General features: G+C 60.8%; 16 protein-coding genes. 10 read left to right on the forward strand and 6 right to left on the reverse strand.

Annotation, left to right across the window (positions count from 1 at the left end; genetic code table 11):
• The 3 genes from R8871_RS15785 (at position 1) to R8871_RS15795 (ending at position 3,931) form a co-directional block, all read left to right on the forward strand.
• Positions 1-1,203: an aminotransferase class V-fold PLP-dependent enzyme gene (locus R8871_RS15785; protein WP_175051261.1), complete on the forward strand. Its 1,203-nt coding sequence runs from the start codon at positions 1-3 to the stop codon at positions 1,201-1,203.
• Between the two features lie 161 nt (positions 1,204-1,364).
• Complete coding sequence (locus tag R8871_RS15790; protein WP_175051328.1) at positions 1,365-2,480, forward strand: porin; 1,116 nt, start codon at positions 1,365-1,367, stop codon at positions 2,478-2,480.
• A gap of 80 nt (positions 2,481-2,560) precedes the next feature.
• Complete coding sequence (locus R8871_RS15795) at positions 2,561-3,931, forward strand: GntT/GntP/DsdX family permease (protein WP_175051262.1); 1,371 nt, start codon at positions 2,561-2,563, stop codon at positions 3,929-3,931.
• A gap of 54 nt (positions 3,932-3,985) precedes the next feature.
• Here the strand turns inward: R8871_RS15795 and R8871_RS15800 are convergent, their stop codons facing one another.
• The 5 genes from R8871_RS15800 to R8871_RS15820 all read right to left on the reverse strand — a co-directional run bounded on the left by R8871_RS15800 (position 3,986) and on the right by R8871_RS15820 (position 9,953).
• Complete coding sequence (locus R8871_RS15800; RefSeq protein WP_175051263.1) at positions 3,986-4,768, reverse strand: prohibitin family protein; 783 nt, start codon at positions 4,766-4,768, stop codon at positions 3,986-3,988.
• 571 nt (positions 4,769-5,339) lie between these two features.
• Complete coding sequence (locus R8871_RS15805; RefSeq protein ID WP_175051264.1) at positions 5,340-6,170, reverse strand: alpha/beta fold hydrolase; 831 nt, start codon at positions 6,168-6,170, stop codon at positions 5,340-5,342.
• An 8-nt stretch (positions 6,171-6,178) separates the two neighbouring features.
• On the reverse strand, positions 6,179-7,771 hold the full coding sequence (locus tag R8871_RS15810) for a benzoate-CoA ligase family protein (protein WP_175051265.1): 1,593 nt from the start codon (positions 7,769-7,771) through the stop codon (positions 6,179-6,181).
• Positions 7,772-7,866: 95 nt separating this feature from the next.
• Positions 7,867-9,465: a 3,4-dehydroadipyl-CoA semialdehyde dehydrogenase gene (locus R8871_RS15815; protein ID WP_175051266.1), complete on the reverse strand. Its 1,599-nt coding sequence runs from the start codon at positions 9,463-9,465 to the stop codon at positions 7,867-7,869.
• A gap of 8 nt (positions 9,466-9,473) precedes the next feature.
• On the reverse strand, positions 9,474-9,953 hold the full coding sequence (locus R8871_RS15820) for a DUF4863 family protein (RefSeq protein WP_175051267.1): 480 nt from the start codon (positions 9,951-9,953) through the stop codon (positions 9,474-9,476).
• A gap of 184 nt (positions 9,954-10,137) precedes the next feature.
• Between R8871_RS15820 and R8871_RS15825 the strand changes: the two genes are divergently transcribed.
• The 4 genes from R8871_RS15825 to boxA all read left to right on the forward strand — a co-directional run bounded on the left by R8871_RS15825 (position 10,138) and on the right by boxA (position 15,755).
• On the forward strand, positions 10,138-11,133 hold the full coding sequence (locus tag R8871_RS15825; protein ID WP_175051329.1) for a helix-turn-helix transcriptional regulator: 996 nt from the start codon (positions 10,138-10,140) through the stop codon (positions 11,131-11,133).
• A 117-nt stretch (positions 11,134-11,250) separates the two neighbouring features.
• Positions 11,251-12,921, forward strand: a complete 1,671-nt coding sequence (boxC, locus tag R8871_RS15830) for a 2,3-epoxybenzoyl-CoA dihydrolase (RefSeq protein ID WP_175051268.1) — start codon at positions 11,251-11,253, stop codon at positions 12,919-12,921.
• 103 nt (positions 12,922-13,024) lie between these two features.
• A complete protein-coding gene (gene boxB, locus R8871_RS15835; RefSeq protein WP_175051269.1) occupies positions 13,025-14,452 on the forward strand; it encodes a benzoyl-CoA 2,3-epoxidase subunit BoxB in 1,428 nt (475 codons plus the stop codon).
• Between the two features lie 58 nt (positions 14,453-14,510).
• A complete protein-coding gene (boxA, locus tag R8871_RS15840; RefSeq protein WP_175051270.1) occupies positions 14,511-15,755 on the forward strand; it encodes a benzoyl-CoA 2,3-epoxidase subunit BoxA in 1,245 nt (414 codons plus the stop codon).
• 75 nt (positions 15,756-15,830) lie between these two features.
• On the opposite strand, the gene R8871_RS15845 is transcribed toward boxA, so the two are convergent.
• Entirely contained in the window at positions 15,831-16,595 is a 765-nt protein-coding gene (locus R8871_RS15845) for a TetR/AcrR family transcriptional regulator (protein ID WP_175051330.1), read from the reverse strand.
• Between the two features lie 302 nt (positions 16,596-16,897).
• Between R8871_RS15845 and R8871_RS15850 the strand changes: the two genes are divergently transcribed.
• The 3 genes from R8871_RS15850 (at position 16,898) to preA (ending at position 21,053) form a co-directional block, all read left to right on the forward strand.
• Entirely contained in the window at positions 16,898-18,178 is a 1,281-nt protein-coding gene (locus R8871_RS15850; protein WP_175051271.1) for a Zn-dependent hydrolase, read from the forward strand.
• A gap of 142 nt (positions 18,179-18,320) precedes the next feature.
• Positions 18,321-19,670, forward strand: a complete 1,350-nt coding sequence (locus R8871_RS15855) for an NAD(P)-dependent oxidoreductase (protein ID WP_175051272.1) — start codon at positions 18,321-18,323, stop codon at positions 19,668-19,670.
• Positions 19,671-19,718: 48 nt separating this feature from the next.
• Complete coding sequence (gene preA, locus R8871_RS15860) at positions 19,719-21,053, forward strand: NAD-dependent dihydropyrimidine dehydrogenase subunit PreA (RefSeq protein WP_175051273.1); 1,335 nt, start codon at positions 19,719-19,721, stop codon at positions 21,051-21,053.
• Positions 21,054-21,111 lie beyond the last annotated feature (58 nt).

A 21,111-nucleotide genomic window follows, 5' to 3' on the forward strand; every position in this document is an offset into this window, starting at 1 on the left:
ATGGACATTCGCTCTCGCTTTGGCTTACGCCCTGTCATCAATGCATCAGGCACGATGACGAGTCTGGGCGCGTCCATTGTCAGCGCGCCGGTAATCGACGCGGTGGCGCAGGTGTTGCCGCAATTCGTCGAGATCGACGATCTGCAACGCAGAGCCTCGGCGGCGATTGCCGAGGCATGCGGCAGCGAAGCCGGGTATATCACCGCGTCCTGCTCAGCGGCCATTACGCTCTGCATCGCCGCCACCATGACGGGCGACGACCACGGCCTGATCGAGCGGCTGCCCGACACGAGTGCGCTGCAACGCAACGAAGTCGTGATTCAAACCGGCCACCTCGTCAATTATGGCGCACCGGTGGACCAGGCGATCCGTCTGTCCGGCGCACGCGTCGTGCCGGTGGGCGCGGCAACTGAAGCGCACGGCTACCAGTTGAATACCGCCATCACCGAACGCACGGCTGCGGCACTTTACGTGGTTTCGCATCATACGGTGCAGTTCGGCATGATCCCGCTCGAAGAATTTATTGCGCTCGCTCATGCGAAGGGCGTGCCCGTAATTGTCGATGCGGCTTCCGAATACGACCTCAAACGCTTTATCGAAGCCGGCGCCGATTTCGCGCTCTACTCAGCGCACAAATTTCTCGGCGGGCTGACGGCCGGCATCGTCGCGGGTAAGAAAACGCTGGTACGTGCCGCATATTTCCAGAACGGCGGTATTGGCCGCGGCATGAAAGTCGGCAAGGAAGGCATTGTGGGCGCGATTGCCGCACTCGAACAATGGCAGCAGCGCGACCATGTCGCCGTTCGCGCCCGCGAACGCGGCTACCTCACGCTGTGGCGCGAGACCTTGAATCGTTGCGACGGCGTCTGGGCTGAGATCGACGCCGACCCGACCGGCAATCCGCTTGATCGTCTGAAACTGCATATCGATCCGAGACAGGCCCGTATCACTGCGTGGGATCTCGCCGATGCGCTCGCGCGGCCGCCCGAAGGCGAGGCGCCGGTGATCGTGCGCGATCATGAAGCAGAACTGCATTTCTTTTTCATCGACCCCTGCAATCTGCACCCGGGCGAAGAACAGATCGTACTGGCGCGGCTGACTGCCGAGCTCGAGCGCGCAAGACAGTCGCCCGAACCCGTGGTTACGCCGTTTTACCAGCGCGACGCGCGCCGCGTTGCCGCGCGCCGCAATTGGCCGGATTGATTCTCTCCCGGTTCATATCGTTTGATCGATGACCGTTGTTTGACCGTAGCGCCGGATTCCCTTCCGGCGCCGCTTTGACTTGACCGCTTAGTACTACTCATATCGCCGGAACACCATCGTGTGACCGGCGTTCGCTTTTCTTTCGACTTGAGGAAACCATGATGCACAAGCAGATTCTTCGTACGGCCATCGCGTTCGCTGCCGCCGGACTCGCCGCGCAGGCCGCCCACGCGCAAAGCAGCGTGACGTTGTACGGCATTGTCGATGCCGGCTTTACTTTCACCAATAATCAGAAGGGTGAGAAGGCTTATCAGGCGACGCAGGGCAACGTGCAGGGCTCGCGTTGGGGCCTGCTCGGCAGCGAAGATCTGGGCGGCGGCAACAAGGTCCTGTTCAAGCTCGAAAACGGCTTCAGCCTGGAAAGTGGCGCAGCCGGTCAGGGCGGCCGCATGTTTGGCCGTAGCGCATGGGTCGCGCTTTCGAACAGCACGGCAGGTACGATTACGCTCGGCCGTCAGTACAACAGCGTGCAGGACTATCTGTCGAACATGCAGATCAATGGCGTCGGTGCGATGAGCCAGTATGGCAACGCGATCTACGACAACGACGATATCAACAACACGTACCGTACCGACAACGCCGTCAAATACACCACGCCGACGTATGCAGGGTTCACCGCGAACGCGATGTACGCGTTCTCGAACACGGCGGGCCAGTTCGCCAACAACCGCGCGTGGAGCGTCGGTGCCGACTATGTGAACGGTCCGTTGCACCTTGACGCGGCCTACTCGCTGGTCAATCAGCCGGCTACGAACACCACGGGCGCGGCGCCGTCTGACAACTACTACAGCACCAGCTCGTCGATCATCAGCGGCGTGAAGCGCAACCAGGTGTGGGGCGCGGGCGGTTCGTACGTGTTCGGCCCGGCAACCGTCGCGCTGCTGTACACGAACTCGCAATTCCAGTTGATCAGCGGCGGCAGCCTGCGTTTCGCCAACTATGAAGCCAGCGTGAAGTATCAGTTCACGCCGGCTACGTTGCTCGCGCTCGGCTACATCTACACGACGCAGAACACCAGCGGCACCACGGCGACCAACGCTCACTACAACCAGCTGAGCGTGGGCGGCGAGTACTTCCTGTCGAAGACCACCGACCTTTACCTGAACGGCATCTACCAACGCGCATCCGGATCGCACGCGTGGGTCGAGGGCATTTCGAATCCGTCGAGCAACAACGGCCAGTTGGTGACCGTCGCCGGCATCCGCCACAAGTTCTAAGTCTGCCGCCCGCGCCGCTGCGCATACAACATTCCGCTTAACGGAAGCTGCGGCGCGGTTCTTTCTCTTCAGGAGCACCTATGGCGACCGTTCAAGGAAGTCTGTTACTCGTCTATGCATTGATTGCCATCATCGCGCTGGTCGTGCTGATCGCGCGCTTCAAGATGAATCCGTTCATCACGTTGATGATGGTGTCGGTGGCGTTGGCGCTCGCCGTCGGTATGCCCGCGACGTCGATTCTCAAGTCGTTCGAAACCGGTGTGGGCGGCACGCTCGGCCACATTGCCATCGTGGTCGGGCTCGGTACGATGCTCGGCAAGATGATGGCCGAATCGGGCGGCGCCGAACGTATCGCGCGTACGCTGATCGACCTGTTCGGGCCGAAGAACGTGCATTGGGCGATGATGTGCATCGCGTTCCTAGTCGGCTTGCCGGTGTTCTTTGAAGTCGGTTTCGTGCTGCTGATCCCGATCGCATTCAACGTCGCCCAGCGGACCGGCACGTCGATGATTCGTGTCGGCATTCCGATGGTGGCGGGATTGTCCGTCGTACACGGCCTGATTCCGCCGCACCCGGCTGCGTTGCTCGCGGTCACTGCGTACAACGCGGATATCGGTCACACGATTTTCTACGCGCTGATTGTCGGCATTCCGACCGCGGCGGTGGCTGGTCCGCTGTTCTCGAAGCTGATCGCGCGCTTTGTCGTGCTCGACGGCTTTAACCCGATGGCGCAGCAGTTCATCGAACAGGACGCGAAGCGCTCGCATCAGGAACTGCCGGGCTTCGGCATCACGTTGTTGACGGTGCTGTTGCCGGTGTTGTTGATGCTGGTGGGCAGTTGGGCCGATGTGATCGTGCCGGCCAAATCGTCGATGAACAACGCGCTGCGCCTGATCGGCCATCCGGACATGGCTTTGTTGCTGGCCGTGCTGTTGAGCTTCTACACGTTCGGCAAGTCGCGTGGCTTTAATCGCGAGCAGATCCTCAAGTTCACCAACGAGTGTCTTGCGCCGACTGCAAGTATCACGCTGGTGGTGGGGGCGGGCGCGGGCTTCGGGCGCATCCTGATCGATAGCGGCGCGTCGAAGGCGATCGTCGATGTCGCGACGGGCGCGCATGTGCCGCTGCTGATTCTTGCCTGGCTGGTGGCGGCGTTGATTCGTGTGGCGACCGGTTCGGCGACTGTAGCAATGGCAACGGCTGCCGGCATCATTGCACCGATCGCGGCAGCGGCGGTCGGTACGGCGGGCGGTGTGCGGCCCGAGTTGCTGGTGCTGGCCACCGGTGCGGGTTCACTGATTCTGTCGCACGTGAACGACGGCGGATTCTGGCTGGTGAAGGAGTACTTCGGTATGACTGTGCCCCAAACCTTCAAGACGTGGACCGTTTGCGAAACGATCATTTCAGTGACGGCACTGGTATTGACGTTGGGACTCTCGACCGTGATTTAAGCGGGGAGAGGTAGGAACGCCGCTGCCCACCCGTTGGGCAGCGGCCGTTGCACCTTACTTCTCGATGTTCAGAAACGGCAGCGGTGCGCCAGCGCCCATATAGGTCGGCAACTTGCCGTCCCAGCGATTGATCGCCTGCAACTGCAGATACTCCTGTCCGCCGTTGGTCTTGACGGCCTGCGCCTGAATCGCGATCGATTCGGCCTCGCCGCGTGCCTTGGCAATCTGTTGATCCGCTTCGAACTTCACGCGCGCGAGTTCGCGTTCGGCCTGTTCGGCGCGCTGGCTGGCGGTCACCTTCGCCTCGATCGCCTGATCGAATGCGGCGCTGAACTTGAAGTTGGTGATGTTGATATCCTGAATCAGAAAGCCGTAGCCTTTGAGCTTGGTAATCAGGCCGCTCATGATATCGGTCGACACCTGCTGGCGCTTTGTGACGAGTTCTTCCGCGGTGTAGCGCGCGGCGACCGCCTTGAACACTTCGAACATCGCAGGTTGCACATACGACGCCTCATACTCGAGCGACGGCGCCATCGCAAACAGTGCGCGAACCTTGTTGGGATCGACGCGATAGTTCATCGTCAGGTCGGTATGCACCGACTGCAGGTCCTTCGATGCAGCTTGCGCGCCTTCCACTTTGGCGACGTCGAGTCCGATGAATACTTCATGCACACGCGATACCGGGCTGACCAGGTGAGGGCCCTCGGACAGCGTGTCCGATTCGATATGCCCGAAAGTCGTTACTACGCCGATGCGCGATTGCGAAACCTGCGTAAAGCACGAAAACAGCATGCCGACAGCCACAACCAGGACAAATGTGACGACCCCGTAGCGCATTTGCGGCTCATGGTCTTTGCGAAGTGATTTAGAAGCGAATACGGCTGCTGCGCCGATAATGGCGGCGAAGAAAAGAACAACAATAATCTGGCCCATGTCGATGATCTATCAGGTGAGAGAACACAAAAGAAGAAAAAAGACCGGTTGGTTACGCACGTTGTTCGACCGGCCCCATGCGGAGGTGTGGCGGAAAGCTGAAAGAGTGTTTGGCAAATCTGGAATGGGAACGAACTGGCTGGGCCGTCGGGCACAGCGCGATGAGCGCACACAATAGACCGTATGGCCGAGTGTTATCAAAGAACGCCAGTTTGTTCGTTTGCATTGAAGCGGTGCTAAATCATTAAGCGAATTTGTTGTTGTTTATGCTTCTGGCGATTAAAGAAATCAGCGAAGGTGTGGCGAAGTCTACAAGCATATTGAATGCTTGCGCAACGGTATCTTTTAGAGACGGGGATTAAAGCGCTTGATCGTGGGGGTGCTTTTCGAACAGCACACTTTTCTATTTATGCGGCATAAAAAACTGCGCCGGAGGCGGCGCAGTTGTACAGCGTTTCGGTGCGCTCGTTTCCGGTTAGCGCTGTTTTGCAATGAACGCCGCGATCGCGTCATTCAACGCGTCCGGTGCATCGCGATGTGGCGAGTGTCCACACGCGTCGAGCTTGACCAATTGCGCATGCGGCACGCGCTCGGCAATCGCATCGATCTGGGCCATCGTGCCGTAGTTGTCGTCGTGGCCCTGCACCGCGAGCAAAGGTTGCCTGATTGCAACCAGTTCATCGACGATGCGCCACGCCCTGAACGCCGGATTCAACCAGATATCGTTCCAGCCATAGAACGCGGAATCGACGTCGGCGTGATAGCGGCCTAGCTTACTGCGCAGATCGGTGGTTTCGTAGAGTTGCCTGGTCTGCGCGATGCTTTGCACAGAGATGTCTTCGACGAACACATGTGGTGCGATTGCTACCGCGCCGGCCAATTCATCCGGATGCTGCGCCGCGTAGAGCAGCGCGATCGACCCGCCGTCGCTATGGCCGATCACCCACATGCGCTTGCGTTCCTGCGTGTTGATATCGAGCGCATCGAGCAATGCGGGCAGGATATCGCGCGCTTGTGCGGTCATGAAGTCGACCGGCCATTTGACGTCGTGCGCACGCGGCGTGGATAGTCCATAGCCGGGGCGCGAGTAAACGAGACCACGCATGCCGAGCCGCTCGCACAAAGCTTGCGGCCAGTCGCGCCACATCGCAATCGAGCCGAGTCCTTCGTGCAGGAAGACGGCGATCGGTGCATTGGCCGCCGCTTCATTCATCCAACGATATTCGATGCGCAACGGCCCGTGCGATGCCGTGGCGGGCAGTTCTGCGAATTCGCTAGCAAGGGTTGCGGTTGCCGGCTTCTGCATGGATCACCTTATGACAGTTCGCGCAGTTTGAAGCGTTGAATCTTGCCGGTAGCGGTTTTCGGCAAATCGTCGACGAACAGGATATCGCGCGGGTACTTGTGCGGCGCGAGCCGTCCCTTGACGAAATTCTTCAACTCATCCGCGAGTATCTCAGACGGTTTGAATTCACGCTTTAACACCACGAACGCGCGGGTCTTCACGAGGCCGCCGTGATCCACGCCGACCACGGCGGCTTCCAGTACCGCGTCGTGCTGCACCAGAACCATCTCCACTTCAACGGGCGATACGTACTGACCGCTCACTTTCAGCATATCGTCGCTGCGGCCCGCGTACACGTAGCAGCCGTTCGCGAGACGACGGTATTTATCGCCGCTGCGGATCCATTCGCCGAGGAACGTCGCGCGCGATTTCTCGCGATTGCACCAGTACATGAGTGCCGCGCTTGGTCCTTTGATGAACAGATCACCGACTTCGTCATCGGGCACCGGATGACCGGCTTCGTCGCGCAGTTCGACCTCATAGCCGGGCACGGGGCGGCCCGTGGTGCCGTATTCGACTTCGCCCGCGCGATTCGACAGGAAGATATGCAGCATCTCGGTCGAGCCGATGCCGTCGAGAATTTCGCAACCGAAGTGCGCAGTGAAGCGCTCGCCGATTTCGCGCGGCAGCGCTTCGCCCGCTGACGTGCACACGCGCATCGCGACATCGGCGCGCGCGGGCAGGTTGGGCGAGACGAGCATGCTCGCGTAGAGCGTCGGCACGCCGTAGAAAATGGTCGGGCGATATCGCACGAGGCGCGTGAAAATCGCGTCGGCGGTGGGCCGCTCGGCCATCAATACGGCTGTAGCACCAACCGAAAGCGGGAACGTCAACCCATTACCCAGACCGTATGCAAAGAACAGCTTGGCCGCCGAGAAAACCACATCGCTTTCGACGATCCCAAGAATCGGCTTCGCATACAACTCGGCAGTCCAGTACAGATTCGCGTGCGTATGGACGGTGCCTTTCGGTTTGCCGGTCGAACCGGACGAATACAGCCAGAACGCGATATCGTCGCAGCCGGTCGTGGGCGCCTTGACGGCCGGTGTGGCTGCATCGATCAGATCTTTAAGCAACGGCGCCGTCAAAGGTTCGCCTTCAGGCGGTTGCGAGACGATCAACTGGCAACCGTCGTGTTCGGTGGTATCCATCGCCTGCGTGACATTCGGCAGCAAGGCGCCGGATGCGATCACGGCGCGCGCATGGCTGTGCGTCAGCATGTACACATAGTCGGCGGTGGTGAGCAGCGTATTCGCGACGACCGGCACGACGCCAGCATAGAGCGCACCGAGAAAGGCGATCGGCAGTTCGACGGTATCGAGCATTACCAGCAGCACGCGCTCTTCCGGATGCACGCCGAGTGTGCGCAATGCGCTCGCGAAGCGCCGGGCCCGTTCTTCGAGTTCGCCGTAGGTGGTGTTACCGGTGTCGTCGATATAGGCGGTCTTGGCGGCGCGCGCTTCATTCAGGCCAAACAGGTAGGCCGCGAAATTGAATATCGCGGGCGGCGGTTCGACACTCGGCGCGGGCCGACTCGCAGCCGTTTCCAGCAGGGCTTCCATATGTCTCCTCCATCGGGTGGGGGCGGTCTGGCGGTTATGTGCTCTTGATCCGCTCGATGCTTATTGTCTGATTGCTTGAAGCTTGTCTCGTGCTGCTACGCTGCGGGCAAATGCGTGGTTTGCGTCAGTGCGTCGATTGCAGCGCTCGATGCCTGAACGGCGGAGCGCCTGTGATAGAAACCCAGTGCGCGCAGGCCGCCGAGTTCTTCTCCGCCACCCGCGCGGCCCGGACCACCATGCAGCGACATCGGCATCACGTTGCCGTGGCCGGTTTGACTTTGCTGGACTGCAGGCGAGATCGCGTGGACACGTCCATGCGAATCGGCGAGTTCCAGTGCGAGCTTGCCGAGATGCGCGTCGTCGTTCGAATAGATCGAGGCGACGAGCGAGCCTTGGCCGCGTCGCGCGAGTGCGACGGCGTGCGCTTCGGGAAGAGCGCCGTTTGCTGCGTTGGTGACGCGATAGGGCGCGACGGTTGCCACTGGCCCGAACACTTCGACGTCGTGCAGCAGCGTTGCGCTATCGGGATCGTTGACCACGAACAGATGCGGCGCGATGCAAGCCGCAATCGTTGCGTCCGCATCGATAAGCGGCGCAGCCGAGCCGTCATACGCGAGCACCGCTTCCTCGCGCAACGCGGCGATGCCGGCCAGCACATTCTCGTATTGCTCGCGGCTGACGAGCGAACCCATCCGTACGGTTTCGTTGCGCGGATTGCCGACGGCTATTTTCGCGAGCTTTGCCTTGAGTGCATCGAGCACCGCTTCGAGCGATGCTTCCGGCACGAACGCGCGCCGGATCGCCGTGCATTTCTGACCGGACTTCACGGTCATTTCGCGTACCACTTCCTTGATGAACAATTCGAAGGCTGGCGTATCGGGTGTTGCATCGGAGCAGAGAATGGCGCTGTTGAGGCTGTCGGCTTCGACATTCAGACGCGCACCGTGCTCGACGAAAGCCGGATGCCCGCGCAGTGTCGCGGCAGTTTCGGCCGAGCCGGTGAACGACACCACGTCGAATGCCTGAATCTGATCGAGCAGACCTGCGGAACTGCCGCAGATGACCGACAACGCGCCGGGCGGCAGAATGCCTGCGTCGACCACATCGGCGACCATGCGTTGCGTGAGCCATGCCGTCGCCGTGGCGGGTTTGATGATGACGGGCACGCCGGATAGCAGTGCGGGCGCTGCTTTCTCCCACAAGCCCCACGACGGAAAATTGAACGCGTTGATAAAGAGCGCGACGCCGCGTGTCGCCGTGAACACGTGCTGCACGCTGAACGATTGGTCCTTGCTTAACGAAGCGGCGTTGCCATCGCGCAGCGCATGTACATCACCAAGTGACGCGCCGAGTTTCGCGTAGTACGACAGCGTGAAGATGCCGCCGTCGATGTCGACCGCTGAATCATTGCGCGTGGTGCCCGAGTTCGCGGTTGCGATTGCATAGTAGTCGTCGCGTTTCGCCTGCAGTAGTTTGACGATCCCGGCAAGACTGGCGGCGCGCTGCGCGTAGGTCATCGCACGCAGAGCCGTACCGCCTTGTTCCCGGGCGAAGCCAAACGCATGGTTGAGATCCAGGCCTTGGCTCGATACGCGCACGAGCGCTTCGCCGGTGATCGGATCGCTCAGCGTGACGCCTTCACCGCCGCCCGCGACCCACTGGCCTGCAACGTAGTTCTTCAATAGTTCGGTCATGGCGAGTCTCAGGCGGAGGGTGAGGAGGGTGTGAATTCGATTGCGCCTTGCGGCAGCAGATACAGCACCAGCGCCTGGCCATTCGCAACGGTTGGCCGATGCGCGCTGCCGGGGCCGTACACGCACCAGCCGGCCGGATGACCGTCGAAGGTGGCGCCTTCGGTGAGCGGCATGATCAGATCGATTTCGCCGTTCGGATGGACATGATGCGGACCGGCAATATCCTTCATATCGACCACGTCGACGGAAAAGCCGTGGGTTTCCGGCAAGGCCTTGAAGATCCGGCCATAACGAATGCCGCCGCCTTCCCGGTTGCACAGCCAGCCTTCAGCCACGCCGGTGCGGCAGGCATCCGCCAGCTCGCGGAAGATTGCGCCGTTTGCGGGATACGTGTCGTTGAGCCACGTGGCCAGCGTGCCGTCGAGCGGGCGGCCGGCGATTTGCTCTGTCACGCCCGCAATCAGGCGCTGAAAGTCATGTGGGGACATGCAAGCCTCCAGATCAGCGCGCGCACGCACCTTAATTCATGCGTGCTGTTGCGCGGTCTCCGTGACGCCGCCGAAAAACCTCGACAGCGTTTGTTATTGGATCAATATTTGGCGAAAATTAACTGTTCACCCGAGCCCTGTCAAGCACTATAGTACATGTAACGTATTCAATAGGCAGTTAAACATGAACCAAAATTACTCTTCCGCGCCGCTGGACGATCCCGCCGATGAAGACGCGAGCCGCGCCGCCGGAGCCAACCGCGGGGCCGACAGCGCGGCTGAGCGTGGGGCGGAGCGCGATCCTTTTCTGACGGCGATGGGTGATCGCGTGCGTTTGCTACGTGCGCGCCGTGGCATGACGCGTAAGACGCTGGCAACCGAGACCGGCTTGTCGGAGCGTCATCTGGCGAATCTGGAATCGGGCGTGGGGAACGCGTCGGTGCTGGTGTTGCGGCAGATCGCGGCGACGCTGAACTGCCCGCTGGCCGAAGTGATCGGCGACGAAACCACAGCTTCCGCCGAATGGTTGCTGATCCGCGAACTGCTGCAGGGGCGCGACCAGGCGGCGCTGCAACGCGCACGCGTGGCGCTTGCCGAGATGTTCGCGCAGGCGCCGCGCGACCCGCACCGCAAGGACCGGATCGCGCTGATCGGCCTGCGCGGGGCCGGCAAATCGACCTTCGGCCGGATGCTGGCGCAGGAGCGCAAAGTGCCGTTCGTCGAGCTGACGCGCGTGATCGAGCAACTCGCCGGCTGCCCGCCTTCGGAGATTCATTCGCTTTACGGTGCGAGCGCTTACCGGCGTTATGAACACCGTGCGCTGGAGGCCGTGATTCATGAGCACGAGCGCGCCGTGATCGCGTCGCCGGGCGGGCTCGTGTCGGAGTCGGGCACCTTCAACGCATTGTTGTCGCACTGCTTTACCGTATGGCTGCAGGCCACGCCGGAAGAGCATATGCGCCGCGTCGTGGCGCAAGGCGATCTGCGGCCGATGTCCGGCAACAAGGAGGCGATGGACGACCTGAAGCGCATCCTGGCAGGGCGTAGCGAACTATACGGCCGTGCCGACATGACCTTCGACACCAGCGAAAAAACCTTGGCCGACGCCTATTTGCAGCTGCGCGACCGGCTGGCTGCGAGGCTCGCGGCAGAATCGCCGGACGAAGTTCGGGTGAGCTGAAATTCAGTGCGAGCCCAGGGTTTACTAGAAAACATGCATTAAAGTGCTTTACTCGGGGGTGGAGATGCACTATTGTTCAAAAAACAAATTTTGCATCGTCCAGTCAGGAGACGCCCCATGTCCACAGCAGAAACCGCAATCGCTCCGGTCGACTACCGCACCGATCCTTCGCAGTACAAGCATTGGAAGCTGAGTTTCAACGGTCCTGTCGCGACCCTTGGCATCGATATCGCCGAGGACGGCGGGATTCGGGACGGCTACAAGCTGAAGTTGAATTCATACGACCTTGGCGTCGACATCGAACTGCACGACGCAATACAGCGCATCCGCTTCGAGCATCCTGAAGTCAAAACGGTGGTGCTGACGAGCCTGAAGGACCGCGTGTTCTGCTCGGGCGCAAACATCTTCATGCTGGGTCTGTCCACGCATGCCTGGAAGGTCAACTTCTGCAAGTTCACCAACGAAACGCGCAACGGTCTCGAAGACTCGTCGCGTCATTCAGGTCTGAAGTTTCTTGCCGCCGTGAACGGTGCATGCGCTGGTGGCGGTTACGAACTCGCGCTTGCTTGCGACGAAATCTACCTGGTGGATGACCGCTCGTCGTCGGTATCGTTGCCGGAAGTGCCGCTGCTGGGCGTGCTGCCGGGTACGGGCGGCCTGACGCGCGTTACCGACAAACGCAAGGTGCGTCACGATCGTGCGGACATCTTCTGCACGGTGGTCGAAGGTATTCGCGGTGAGCGGGCGAAAGCGTGGCGTCTCGTGGATGAGGTGGTGAAGCCGAATCAGTTCGATCAGACGATTCAGGCCCGTGCGCTCGAACTCGCCGAACAAAGCGATCGCCCGTCGGACGCACAAGGCGTGATGCTCACGCGTATCGAACGCACCAACCGCGAAGACGGCCTGACTTATAAAACGCTCGACGTGACGATCGATCGTGCGAAACGCATCGCTACCTTCACGGCGAAAGCGCCGCAAGCCGGACAACCTACCGAGATCGACGCGATCGTCGCCGCCGGCACGAGTTGGTGGCCGCTGCAGTTCGCCCGCGAACTGGACGACGCGATCCTGTCGATGCGCACCAATGAGCTCGAGGTCGGCACCTGGGTCTTCAAGACCGAAGGCGACGCCCGTAACCTGCTCGCTACCGACGCCACGCTGATGCAGCACAAGGATCACTGGTTCGTGCGCGAGACCATCGGCCTCCTGCGCCGCACGCTGGCACGTATCGACGTGTCGTCGCGTTCGCTGTTCGCGCTGATCGAACCGGGTTCGTGTTTTGCCGGCACCTTCGCGGAACTCGCGTTTGCCTGCGACCGCAGCTATATGGCGGCACTGCCGAGCAACGAAGACGAAGAACCGGCGATCACGCTGTCGGAAGTCAACTTCGGTCTCTATCCGATGGTCACGCATCAATCGCGCCTCGCTCGCCGATTCTATGAAGAAACCGAACCGCTCGACGCCGTGCGTTCGAAGATCGGCCAGGCGATCAAAGCTGTTGAAGCTGAACGCCTTGGCCTCGTGACGGCCTCGCCCGACGATATCGATTGGGCCGACGAAATCCGCATCGCGCTCGAAGAGCGTGCGGCGATGTCGCCGGATGCATTGACCGGACTGGAAGCGAATCTGCGCTTCAACGGCCCGGAAACGATGGAGACGCGTATTTTCGGGCGTCTCACCGCATGGCAGAACTGGATCTTCAACCGGCCGAACGCAGTGGGCGAGAAGGGCGCGCTCAAGGTGTACGGCAAGGGCAGCAAGGCGCAATTCGACGTCTCGCGCGTTTGATTCTTTCGACCCGACGCGACGCAACGTAACTGAAACCGACGCCGCCTGCCTGATACGCGCCTCCCATACACAAGCACTGCAGTTTCCGACCAAGGAACCGACCATGTCAACGATCAACTACAGCGAAAAGATTCCGAACAACGTCAATCTCGCCGACGATCGCGCCTTGCAACGCGCGCTCGAACAATGGCAGCCGAATTTTCTGTCGTGGTGGGGCGATATGGGCCCGGAAGGCTCACATGGCTATGACGTGTATCTGCGCACGGCGGTGAGCGTCGACGCGGGCGGCTGGGCGCATTTCGATCACGTGAAGATGCCGGACTACCGCTGGGGCATCTTCCTCACGCCCGGCGAGCAGGACCGCAAGATTCATTTCGGCGAGCACAAGGGTGAGACTGCGTGGCAGGACGTGCCCGGCGAGCATCGCGCGAATCTGCGCCGCATTATCGTCACGCAAGGCGATACGGAACCGGCTTCGGTCGAGCAGCAACGGCATCTGGGTTTGACCGCGCCATCGATGTACGACCTGCGCAACCTGTTTCAGGTGAATGTGGAAGAAGGCCGCCACCTGTGGGCGATGGTGTATCTGCTGCATCGCTACTTCGGCCGCGACGGTCGCGAGGAAGCAGAGGCACTGCTCGGCCGCCGTTCGGGTGATGAAGACAATCCACGCATTCTCGGCGCCTTCAACGAGAAAACGCCGGACTGGCTCGCCTTCTACATGTTCACGTATTTCACCGACCGCGACGGTAAGTTTCAGTTGTCGGCGCTCGCCGAGTCGGGTTTCGATCCGTTGGCGCGCACTACGAAGTTCATGCTGACCGAAGAAGCGCATCACATGTTTGTTGGAGAATCGGGTGTGTCACGCGTGATTCAGCGCACGGCGCAAGTGATGAACGAACTGGGCACGGACGACGTCGCGAAGATTCGCGCGGCCGGTGTGATCGATCTGCCGACCATCCAGCGCTATCTGAACTTCCATTACTCGGTGACGATCGATCTGTTCGGCGCCGATCATTCGTCTAATGCGGCCACGTTCTACAGCTCGGGCCTGAAGGGTCGCTATGAAGAGAACAAGCGCGACGACGATCATCAATTGAACGGTCAAAGCTATAAGCTGCTCGACGTGCAGGACGGCAAACTGGTCGAGCGTGAAGTGCCGATGCTTAACGCCATGAACGAAGTGCTGCGCGACGATTACATTAAGGATTCGGTGGCGGGCGTCGGCCGCTGGAACAAGGTGCTCGAAAAGGCCGGCATCGATTTCCGCATGACAGTGCCGCATAAAGCGTTCAATCGGCAGATCGGCACGTTTGCAGGTACCCGTGTCTCACCGGATGGCCGTGTTGTCAGCGAGACCGAATGGGCCGCGAATGAAGCAAAGTGGCTTGCGACGCCGGAAGACCGTGCATATGTCGCGTCGTTGATGGGGCCCGTCACGGAGCCCGGCAAGTTCGCGAACTGGATTGCGCCGCCGGCAATGGGTGTGAATCGTCAGCCGGTCGATTTCGAATACGTGCGCTTTAACTGAGCACGACGATTGAAAACGTGCGGCGTTGTATTCGCACGAATATCTGGTGGAGGATGTCATGAACGGCCCAGTATCGATCGAAGTTCTCAGGCAGCATCTGATCGATCCGGAAATCTGCATTCGCTGCAATACTTGCGAAGAGACTTGCCCGGTCGATGCGATCACGCACGACGAGAACAATTATGTGGTCAAGGCGGATGTCTGCAACGGCTGCATGGCCTGCGTGCCACCGTGTCCGACTGGCTCGATCGATAACTGGCGCACCGTGCTGAAAGCCGACGCGTATTCCATCGACGAGCAGTTCAAGTGGGACGTGTTGCCCGAGCAGAACACGATGGCCGTGCCTGCTGCTGAAGATGAATCGGCCGCGGCCGGAGCCTCAGGCGATACGCCGACGGATGCAAGCGGTATTGAAGTCGATACCGTGCGCGGGTCGGTCGTCCCGCCATGGTCCGCGGCGAAACCGTACGTGAATCTTTACACGCACAAGGCGCCGACTACCGCGACGGTGGTCGGCAATTACCGGCTTACCGACGGCTCGACCGATAGCGACATCCATCACATCGTGCTCGATTTCGGGTCGATGCCTTTCCCTGTGCTGGAGGGGCAGTCGATCGGCATTCTGCCGCCGGGCGCGACCGCCGATGGCCGCACACATCACGCGCGGCAGTATTCGATTGCGAGTCCGCGCGATGGCGAACGGCCCGGCTACAACAATGTTTCTCTCACCGTGAAGCGCGTGTCCCAGCAGCACGGCGACGCGCTCGATGGAGTCTGCTCGAATTATCTGTGCGATCTGAAGAAGGGCGACGTGGTCAGCGTAATCGGCCCGTTTGGCGGCACCTTCCTGATGCCGAATCATCCGAACTCGCATCTGCTGATGATTTGCACGGGCACAGGCTCGGCGCCAATGCGCGCGATGACCGAATATCGCAGACGTCGTCGTCTGAAAGGCGCGACCGGCAAGCTGATGTTGTTCTTCGGCGCGCGGACGAAAGAAGAGTTGCCGTACTTCGGGCCGCTGACGAATCTGCCGAAGGATTTCATCGATACGAATCTGGCGTTTTCGCGCACGCCGGGTCAGCCCAAACGCTACGTGCAGGATGCGATGCGCGAGCGCGCGGTCGACGTCGCGCAGATGCTCAAGGACGACAACACGCATATCTACGTGTGCGGGTTGAAGGGGATGGAAGACGGCGTGCTGCAAGCGCTCAAGGAAATCGGCGAACAGCACCAGCTCGATTGGGAAGCGCTATGGATGAAGCTGAAGCGGGAAGGGCGGCTGCATCTGGAGACGTACTGAATCGCCAAGTCTCAAGAGAAGCATCAGACGAACGTGCGAAAACCCGGCTGCTTTAAAGAACGCAACCGGGTTTTTTTATCTCGACGGGTCCGCGCCGTCTTCGTGTTGCGCCGGCGACACCGCTCCACACGCACGAATCACCAACTGCACGACTTCCTCCGTCGTCACCTCGAACGCTTTCTGCGTCAACGCACGTTTGCCTTTAAGCGCGCGGATCTGCGCGTCGAAGTCGGCGTAATGCTGGGTGGTTGCCCAGATCATGTACATCAGCGTCTGCGCATTCACCGGTGCCAGCAGCCCGCGCGCGATCCAGTCGTCGATCACCTTCACCCTGCTGTCCAGCCACGGCTTCACACGCCCCGTGAGAATGTCCTCCATATGCTCCGCGCCGTGGATGATCTCGCTCGCCCATACCTTCGAGCCTAACGGCCGGCGGCGCGACAACTCCATTTTCGCGCGTACGTATCCGCCAATCGCTTCGACCGGATCGTCGCTGCATTCGAACGTATCCGCCGCGCGGTGCCAGTCTTCGAAGAGGTCTTCCAGCACGCGGCGGTACAACGCGAGTTTTGTCGGGAAGTAGTAATGCAGGTTAGCTTTCGGTAAGCCTGCGCGCTCCGCGATCATCGCGGTGCTGGTTCCGTCGAGTCCTCGCTCGGCGAAAACCGCTTCGGCGCACGCCAACAAATGCGCTTCATTCGACTCGCGAATGTGCGCCTTGCGCCGCCGCAAAGGTGCGCGAGTTTCGTCCAGTGTCTCGTCGTTTTCCGTGATGTCGGCAGCCACGTTGTCGTCTCTCATGTTGGCTTTCATCGGCATGTGTGCCGCGTCGCGCTTCATTCTAGTCGTTTGAGCGCGGATGGACACGCGCATTCGAGGCCGTCGAAAAATGCGTGCTGCGGTGCAATGGCACGCTTCTCGCTATGTTTCCCACCGTACGAAAGGTGTTGATTTGGCGGGCTTAATCGTCTACAACCTGTCCAACTGGACAGGATTGAGAGAGCGGGAGATGCCCTAGGGTTTGCCCTCTGTATAAGAGGCGATCGAAGGCATCGAGTGTGCACCGCCGCCGTGCGGCCACGCCCCAAAACCCGCCGCCAATGCACCAGTTTCATGTCGGTTCACCGAAAGGAGCGAGACGAATGAACGCGGTATCCGAAGCGCTGAAGCACGCAGAACCCGCTACGTCGATCAAGGTCGACGGCAAGCGGCTGTGGGACAGCCTGATGACGATGGCGAAGATCGGCGCGACGCCCAAAGGCGGCGTCTGCCGATTGGCGCTGACCGACCTCGACAAACAGGGGCGCGACCTGATCGTCAGTTGGGCGAAGGAAGCCGGTTGCACGGTCAGTGTCGATCAGATGGGCAATGTGTTCATGCGCCGCGCCGGGCGCAACCCCAATGCGTTGCCGGTCATGACCGGTTCGCACGCGGACTCGCAGCCGACCGGCGGCCGCTTCGACGGTATCTACGGTGTGCTCGGCGGGCTCGAAGTGATCCGCAGTCTGAACGATCACGGCATTGAGACCGAGCATCCGGTTGAAGTGGTGATCTGGACCAACGAGGAGGGCTCGCGCTTCGCGCCTGCGATGGTCGCCTCGGGGGTGTTCGCCGGTGTTTTCACGCTGGATTACGGCCTCTCGCGCAAGGATGTGGACGGCAAAACCATCGGCGAGGAACTCAAACGTATCGGCTATGCGGGCGATCTGCCTTGCGGCGGACGTCCCTTGCATGCCGCGTTCGAATTGCACATCGAACAAGGGCCGATTCTCGAAGCCGAGCACAAAACTATTGGCGTGGTGACCGATGCGCAAGGTCAGCGCTGGTACGAGATCACGCTGACGGGACAGGAGGCACACGCGGGCCCGACGCCGATGCCGCGCCGTCGCGATGCATTGCTTGGCGCTGCACGCGTGGTCGATCTGGTCAATCGTATCGGGCTGGACAACGCGCCGTTCGGTTGTGCGACGGTCGGCATGATGCAGGTCTATCCGAACTCACGCAATGTGATTCCGGGCCGAGTGTTCTTCACCGTCGACTTCCGTCATCCGGACGACGCGGTACTCGCGAAGATGGATGCCGCGTTACGTGAAGGCGTCGAGAAGATCACCAGCACCATCGGTCTGGAAACCGAACTCGAGCAGATCTTTTACTACGCACCGGTTGCTTTTGACGAAGCCTGCGTGAAGTCCGTACGCGCCGCGGCCGAACGCTTCGGCTATCCGCATCGCAACATGGTGTCCGGTGCGGGACACGATGCCTGTTACCTGTCGCAAGTCGCGCCGACTTCGATGGTGTTCGTGCCGTGCGTCGACGGGATCAGTCACAACGAGATCGAAGACGCGACCTTCGAATGGATCGAAGCGGGCGCGAACGTCTTGCTGCACGCCATGCTCGGACGAGCCTGCGAGCCGGTTTCATAACGCTTTAGCGGTAGCGGTTGTAGTTGCGGGCTTTGGGTGAATCCCCGGCCTCACCGTAGTGCCTATAAAAGATGCCGCCCCGGCTCCGCTTCTGCGCAGCCGGCGGGAACGGCTACGTCCTCACATCGAAGAAGGAACGTGTATGGCCATCAAGCAAACCGGCGATATTGCGCCTCAGCGCCTATCGGCCGATCAACTCTCGTGCGAGTTCTCCGATATCGCACCGTTGCTCGACGCGAGTGCCGCGGCCGCAGCAGCGAGCCGCTGTCATTACTGTTACGACGCGCCGTGCGTGAACGCGTGTCCGACACAAATCGACATTCCCAGTTTCATTCGCAAGATCAGTAACGGCAATCTGAAGGGCGCGGCTGTCGACATTCTGTCGGCGAATCCGCTGGGCGGCATGTGCTCGCGCGTTTGCCCGACCGAAATTCTTTGCGAGGGTGCTTGCGTGCGCAACCATCAGGATGCGAAGCCGGTCGCGATCGGCGCGCTTCAACGTCATGCGACCGATTGGGCGATGGCGCGCGGCGAGGGGCTGTTCAAACGTGCGGCTGAAACGGGCCGACACGTGGCGGTGGTCGGTGCGGGACCGGCCGGACTTGCGTGTGCGCATCGGCTTGCATTGGCCGGTCATAACGTGACGATCTATGACGCCCATGAGAAAGCGGGTGGCCTGAACGAATACGGCATCGCTGCCTATAAAACCGTCGACGATTTTGCGCAGCGCGAAGTGGCGTGGCTGTGCTCGATCGGCGGCATCGAGATCAAACACGGCGTGGCGCTTGGACGTGACGTGGAACTCGACGCGCTGCGCAAGCAGCACGATGCTGTATTCCTCGCGATCGGTCTCACTGGCGTGCGTGCATTGGCGATGGAAGGTGAGGACCTGAGCGGCGTCATGAACGCAGTGGACTTCATCGAACAGGTGCGTACGGCGAGTGACTTCGGCACGGTGCCGGTGGGCCGGCGCGTTGTCGTGATCGGCGGCGGCAATACGGCCGTGGATGCCGCCGTGCAAAGCCACAAGCTCGGCGCGACTTCGGTGACGATGGTTTATCGGCGCGGCGTCGAGTCGATGAGCGCGACGTGGGCCGAGCGCGATTTCGCGCAGACCAACGGCGTCACGCTCGTCACGCATGCAAAGCCGATGCGTTTGATAGGAGAAGGCGGCGTGGTGACGGCTGTCGAATTCGAGCGTGCGTCAGGCGATGGCAGTCAGGAGCGCTTCGTGGTCGAAGCCGACATGGTGCTCAAGGCAATCGGACAGACGCTGGTGCCGGTCGGCATCGAGCGCGAACTGTTGACGCTGGACGGCAGCCGTATCGCAGTCGATGCCAACGGACAAACCTCGTTGCCAGGCGTATGGGCGGGTGGCGATTGCGCGGCGACTGGCGGGATCGATCTGACGGTACAAGCGGTGCAGGACGGCAAGATTGCCGCCGCCGCGATTGACGCCCAGTTCGCCCGCACAGCAGTCAAAGCCGCTTAAGCCAGGCATCACACCAGGATAAAACAAGCAGTCCCCAAGGAGCCGAACATGGCCGATCTGCGCTGTACGATTGCCGGCATCACATCGCCGAATCCTTTCTGGCTCGCTTCCGCGCCGCCGACCGACAAAGCCTACAACGTGAACCGCGCGTTCGAAGCGGGCTGGGGCGGAGTTGTGTGGAAGACACTGGGCCTCGACCCGCATGTAGTGAACGTCAGCTCGCGCTACGGTGCAGTGCAATGGAACGGTCAGCGCATCGCGGGCCTGAACAATATCGAACTGATCACGGACCGTCCGCTCGACGTCAACCTTAAGGAAATCGCTCAGGTCAAACGCGACTGGCCGGACCGCGCGATGATCGTCTCGCTGATGGTGCCGTGCAACGAACGCGACTGGAAGTGGATTTTGCCGCTCGTCGAAGATACCGGCGCCGATGCGGTGGAATTGAATTTCGGCTGCCCACACGGCATGAGCGAGCGCGGCATGGGTGCTGCGGTCGGTCAGGTGCCCGAGTACATCGAGATGGTCACGCGCTGGGTCAAGGAGGGCTCGAAGCTGCCATGCCTCGTCAAACTCACGCCGAATATCAGCGACATCCGCCTCGGTTCGCGTGCGGCCTATAAAGGCGGCGCGGACGGCGTGTCGCTGATCAACACGATCAACTCGATCGTCGCAGTGGATCTCGACGCGATGTCGCCGTTGCCGATGGTCGACGGCAAAGGCACGCACGGCGGCTATTGCGGTCCGGCGGTCAAGCCGATCGCGCTGAACATGGTGGCCGAAATTGCGCGCGACGTTGAAACGCCCAATCTGCCGATCTCCGGCATCGGCGGTATTTCGTCGTGGCGCGATGCGGCCGAATTCATGGTGCTCGGCGCAGGCAGCGTGCAGGTCTGTACGGCGGCGATGCACTATGGATTCCGTATCGTCTCCGATCTCACCGATGGCCTCTCGAACTGGATGGACGAGAAAGGCTACGCGACGCTCGACGACATTCGCGGCCGCGCCGTGCCGAACGTCACCGACTGGAAGTACCTGAACCTCAAATACGACATCAAGGCGCGCATTGATCAGGACAAGTGCATCCAGTGCGGTCTCTGCCATATCGCGTGCGAAGACACCGCACACCAGGCGATCATGAAAGAAAAAGATGGCGTCCGGCATTTTGAAGTGATGGACTCCGAATGTGTCGGCTGCAATCTGTGCATGCATGCGTGCCCGGTCGAGCAGTGCATCACGATGGAGCGCGTGGACAGTGGCGAGTACGCGAACTGGACCACGCATCCGAACAACCCTGCGCGGGTGAATGCCGCTGAAGGCGGCAAGTCGGACGCCGTTGAAGCCGCGGAGCATGCCGATGCCCACGCAGTAAAAGCAGCCTGAAACGCGAGCTACCTGCAGGAAAAGAGAAGAAACGAAGCGCTTGTACTGAACCTGTAAT

The sequence above is a fragment of the Paraburkholderia sediminicola genome (assembly GCF_902859805.1).
Taxonomy (GTDB): Bacteria; Pseudomonadota; Gammaproteobacteria; order Burkholderiales; family Burkholderiaceae; genus Paraburkholderia; species Paraburkholderia sediminicola.

What these genes read in the sequence shown, in the direction of transcription:
- boxB (WP_175051269.1), top strand. Translation starts at nt 13,025, where the DNA reads ATGTCAACGATCAACTACAGCGAAAAGATTCCGAACAACGTCAATCTC.
- R8871_RS15790 (WP_175051328.1), top strand. Translation starts at nt 1,365, where the DNA reads ATGCACAAGCAGATTCTTCGTACGGCCATCGCGTTCGCTGCCGCCGGA.
- R8871_RS15850 (WP_175051271.1), top strand. Translation starts at nt 16,898, where the DNA reads ATGAACGCGGTATCCGAAGCGCTGAAGCACGCAGAACCCGCTACGTCG.
- R8871_RS15845 (WP_175051330.1), bottom strand. Translation starts at nt 16,595, where the DNA reads ATGAAGCGCGACGCGGCACACATGCCGATGAAAGCCAACATGAGAGAC.
- R8871_RS15825 (WP_175051329.1), top strand. Translation starts at nt 10,138, where the DNA reads ATGAACCAAAATTACTCTTCCGCGCCGCTGGACGATCCCGCCGATGAA.
- R8871_RS15800 (WP_175051263.1), bottom strand. Translation starts at nt 4,768, where the DNA reads ATGCGCTACGGGGTCGTCACATTTGTCCTGGTTGTGGCTGTCGGCATG.
- R8871_RS15820 (WP_175051267.1), bottom strand. Translation starts at nt 9,953, where the DNA reads ATGTCCCCACATGACTTTCAGCGCCTGATTGCGGGCGTGACAGAGCAA.
- boxA (WP_175051270.1), top strand. Translation starts at nt 14,511, where the DNA reads ATGAACGGCCCAGTATCGATCGAAGTTCTCAGGCAGCATCTGATCGAT.
- R8871_RS15795 (WP_175051262.1), top strand. Translation starts at nt 2,561, where the DNA reads ATGGCGACCGTTCAAGGAAGTCTGTTACTCGTCTATGCATTGATTGCC.
- R8871_RS15855 (WP_175051272.1), top strand. Translation starts at nt 18,321, where the DNA reads ATGGCCATCAAGCAAACCGGCGATATTGCGCCTCAGCGCCTATCGGCC.
- R8871_RS15785 (WP_175051261.1), top strand. Translation starts at nt 1, where the DNA reads ATGGACATTCGCTCTCGCTTTGGCTTACGCCCTGTCATCAATGCATCA.
- R8871_RS15815 (WP_175051266.1), bottom strand. Translation starts at nt 9,465, where the DNA reads ATGACCGAACTATTGAAGAACTACGTTGCAGGCCAGTGGGTCGCGGGC.
- preA (WP_175051273.1), top strand. Translation starts at nt 19,719, where the DNA reads ATGGCCGATCTGCGCTGTACGATTGCCGGCATCACATCGCCGAATCCT.
- R8871_RS15810 (WP_175051265.1), bottom strand. Translation starts at nt 7,771, where the DNA reads ATGGAAGCCCTGCTGGAAACGGCTGCGAGTCGGCCCGCGCCGAGTGTC.
- R8871_RS15805 (WP_175051264.1), bottom strand. Translation starts at nt 6,170, where the DNA reads ATGCAGAAGCCGGCAACCGCAACCCTTGCTAGCGAATTCGCAGAACTG.
- boxC (WP_175051268.1), top strand. Translation starts at nt 11,251, where the DNA reads ATGTCCACAGCAGAAACCGCAATCGCTCCGGTCGACTACCGCACCGAT.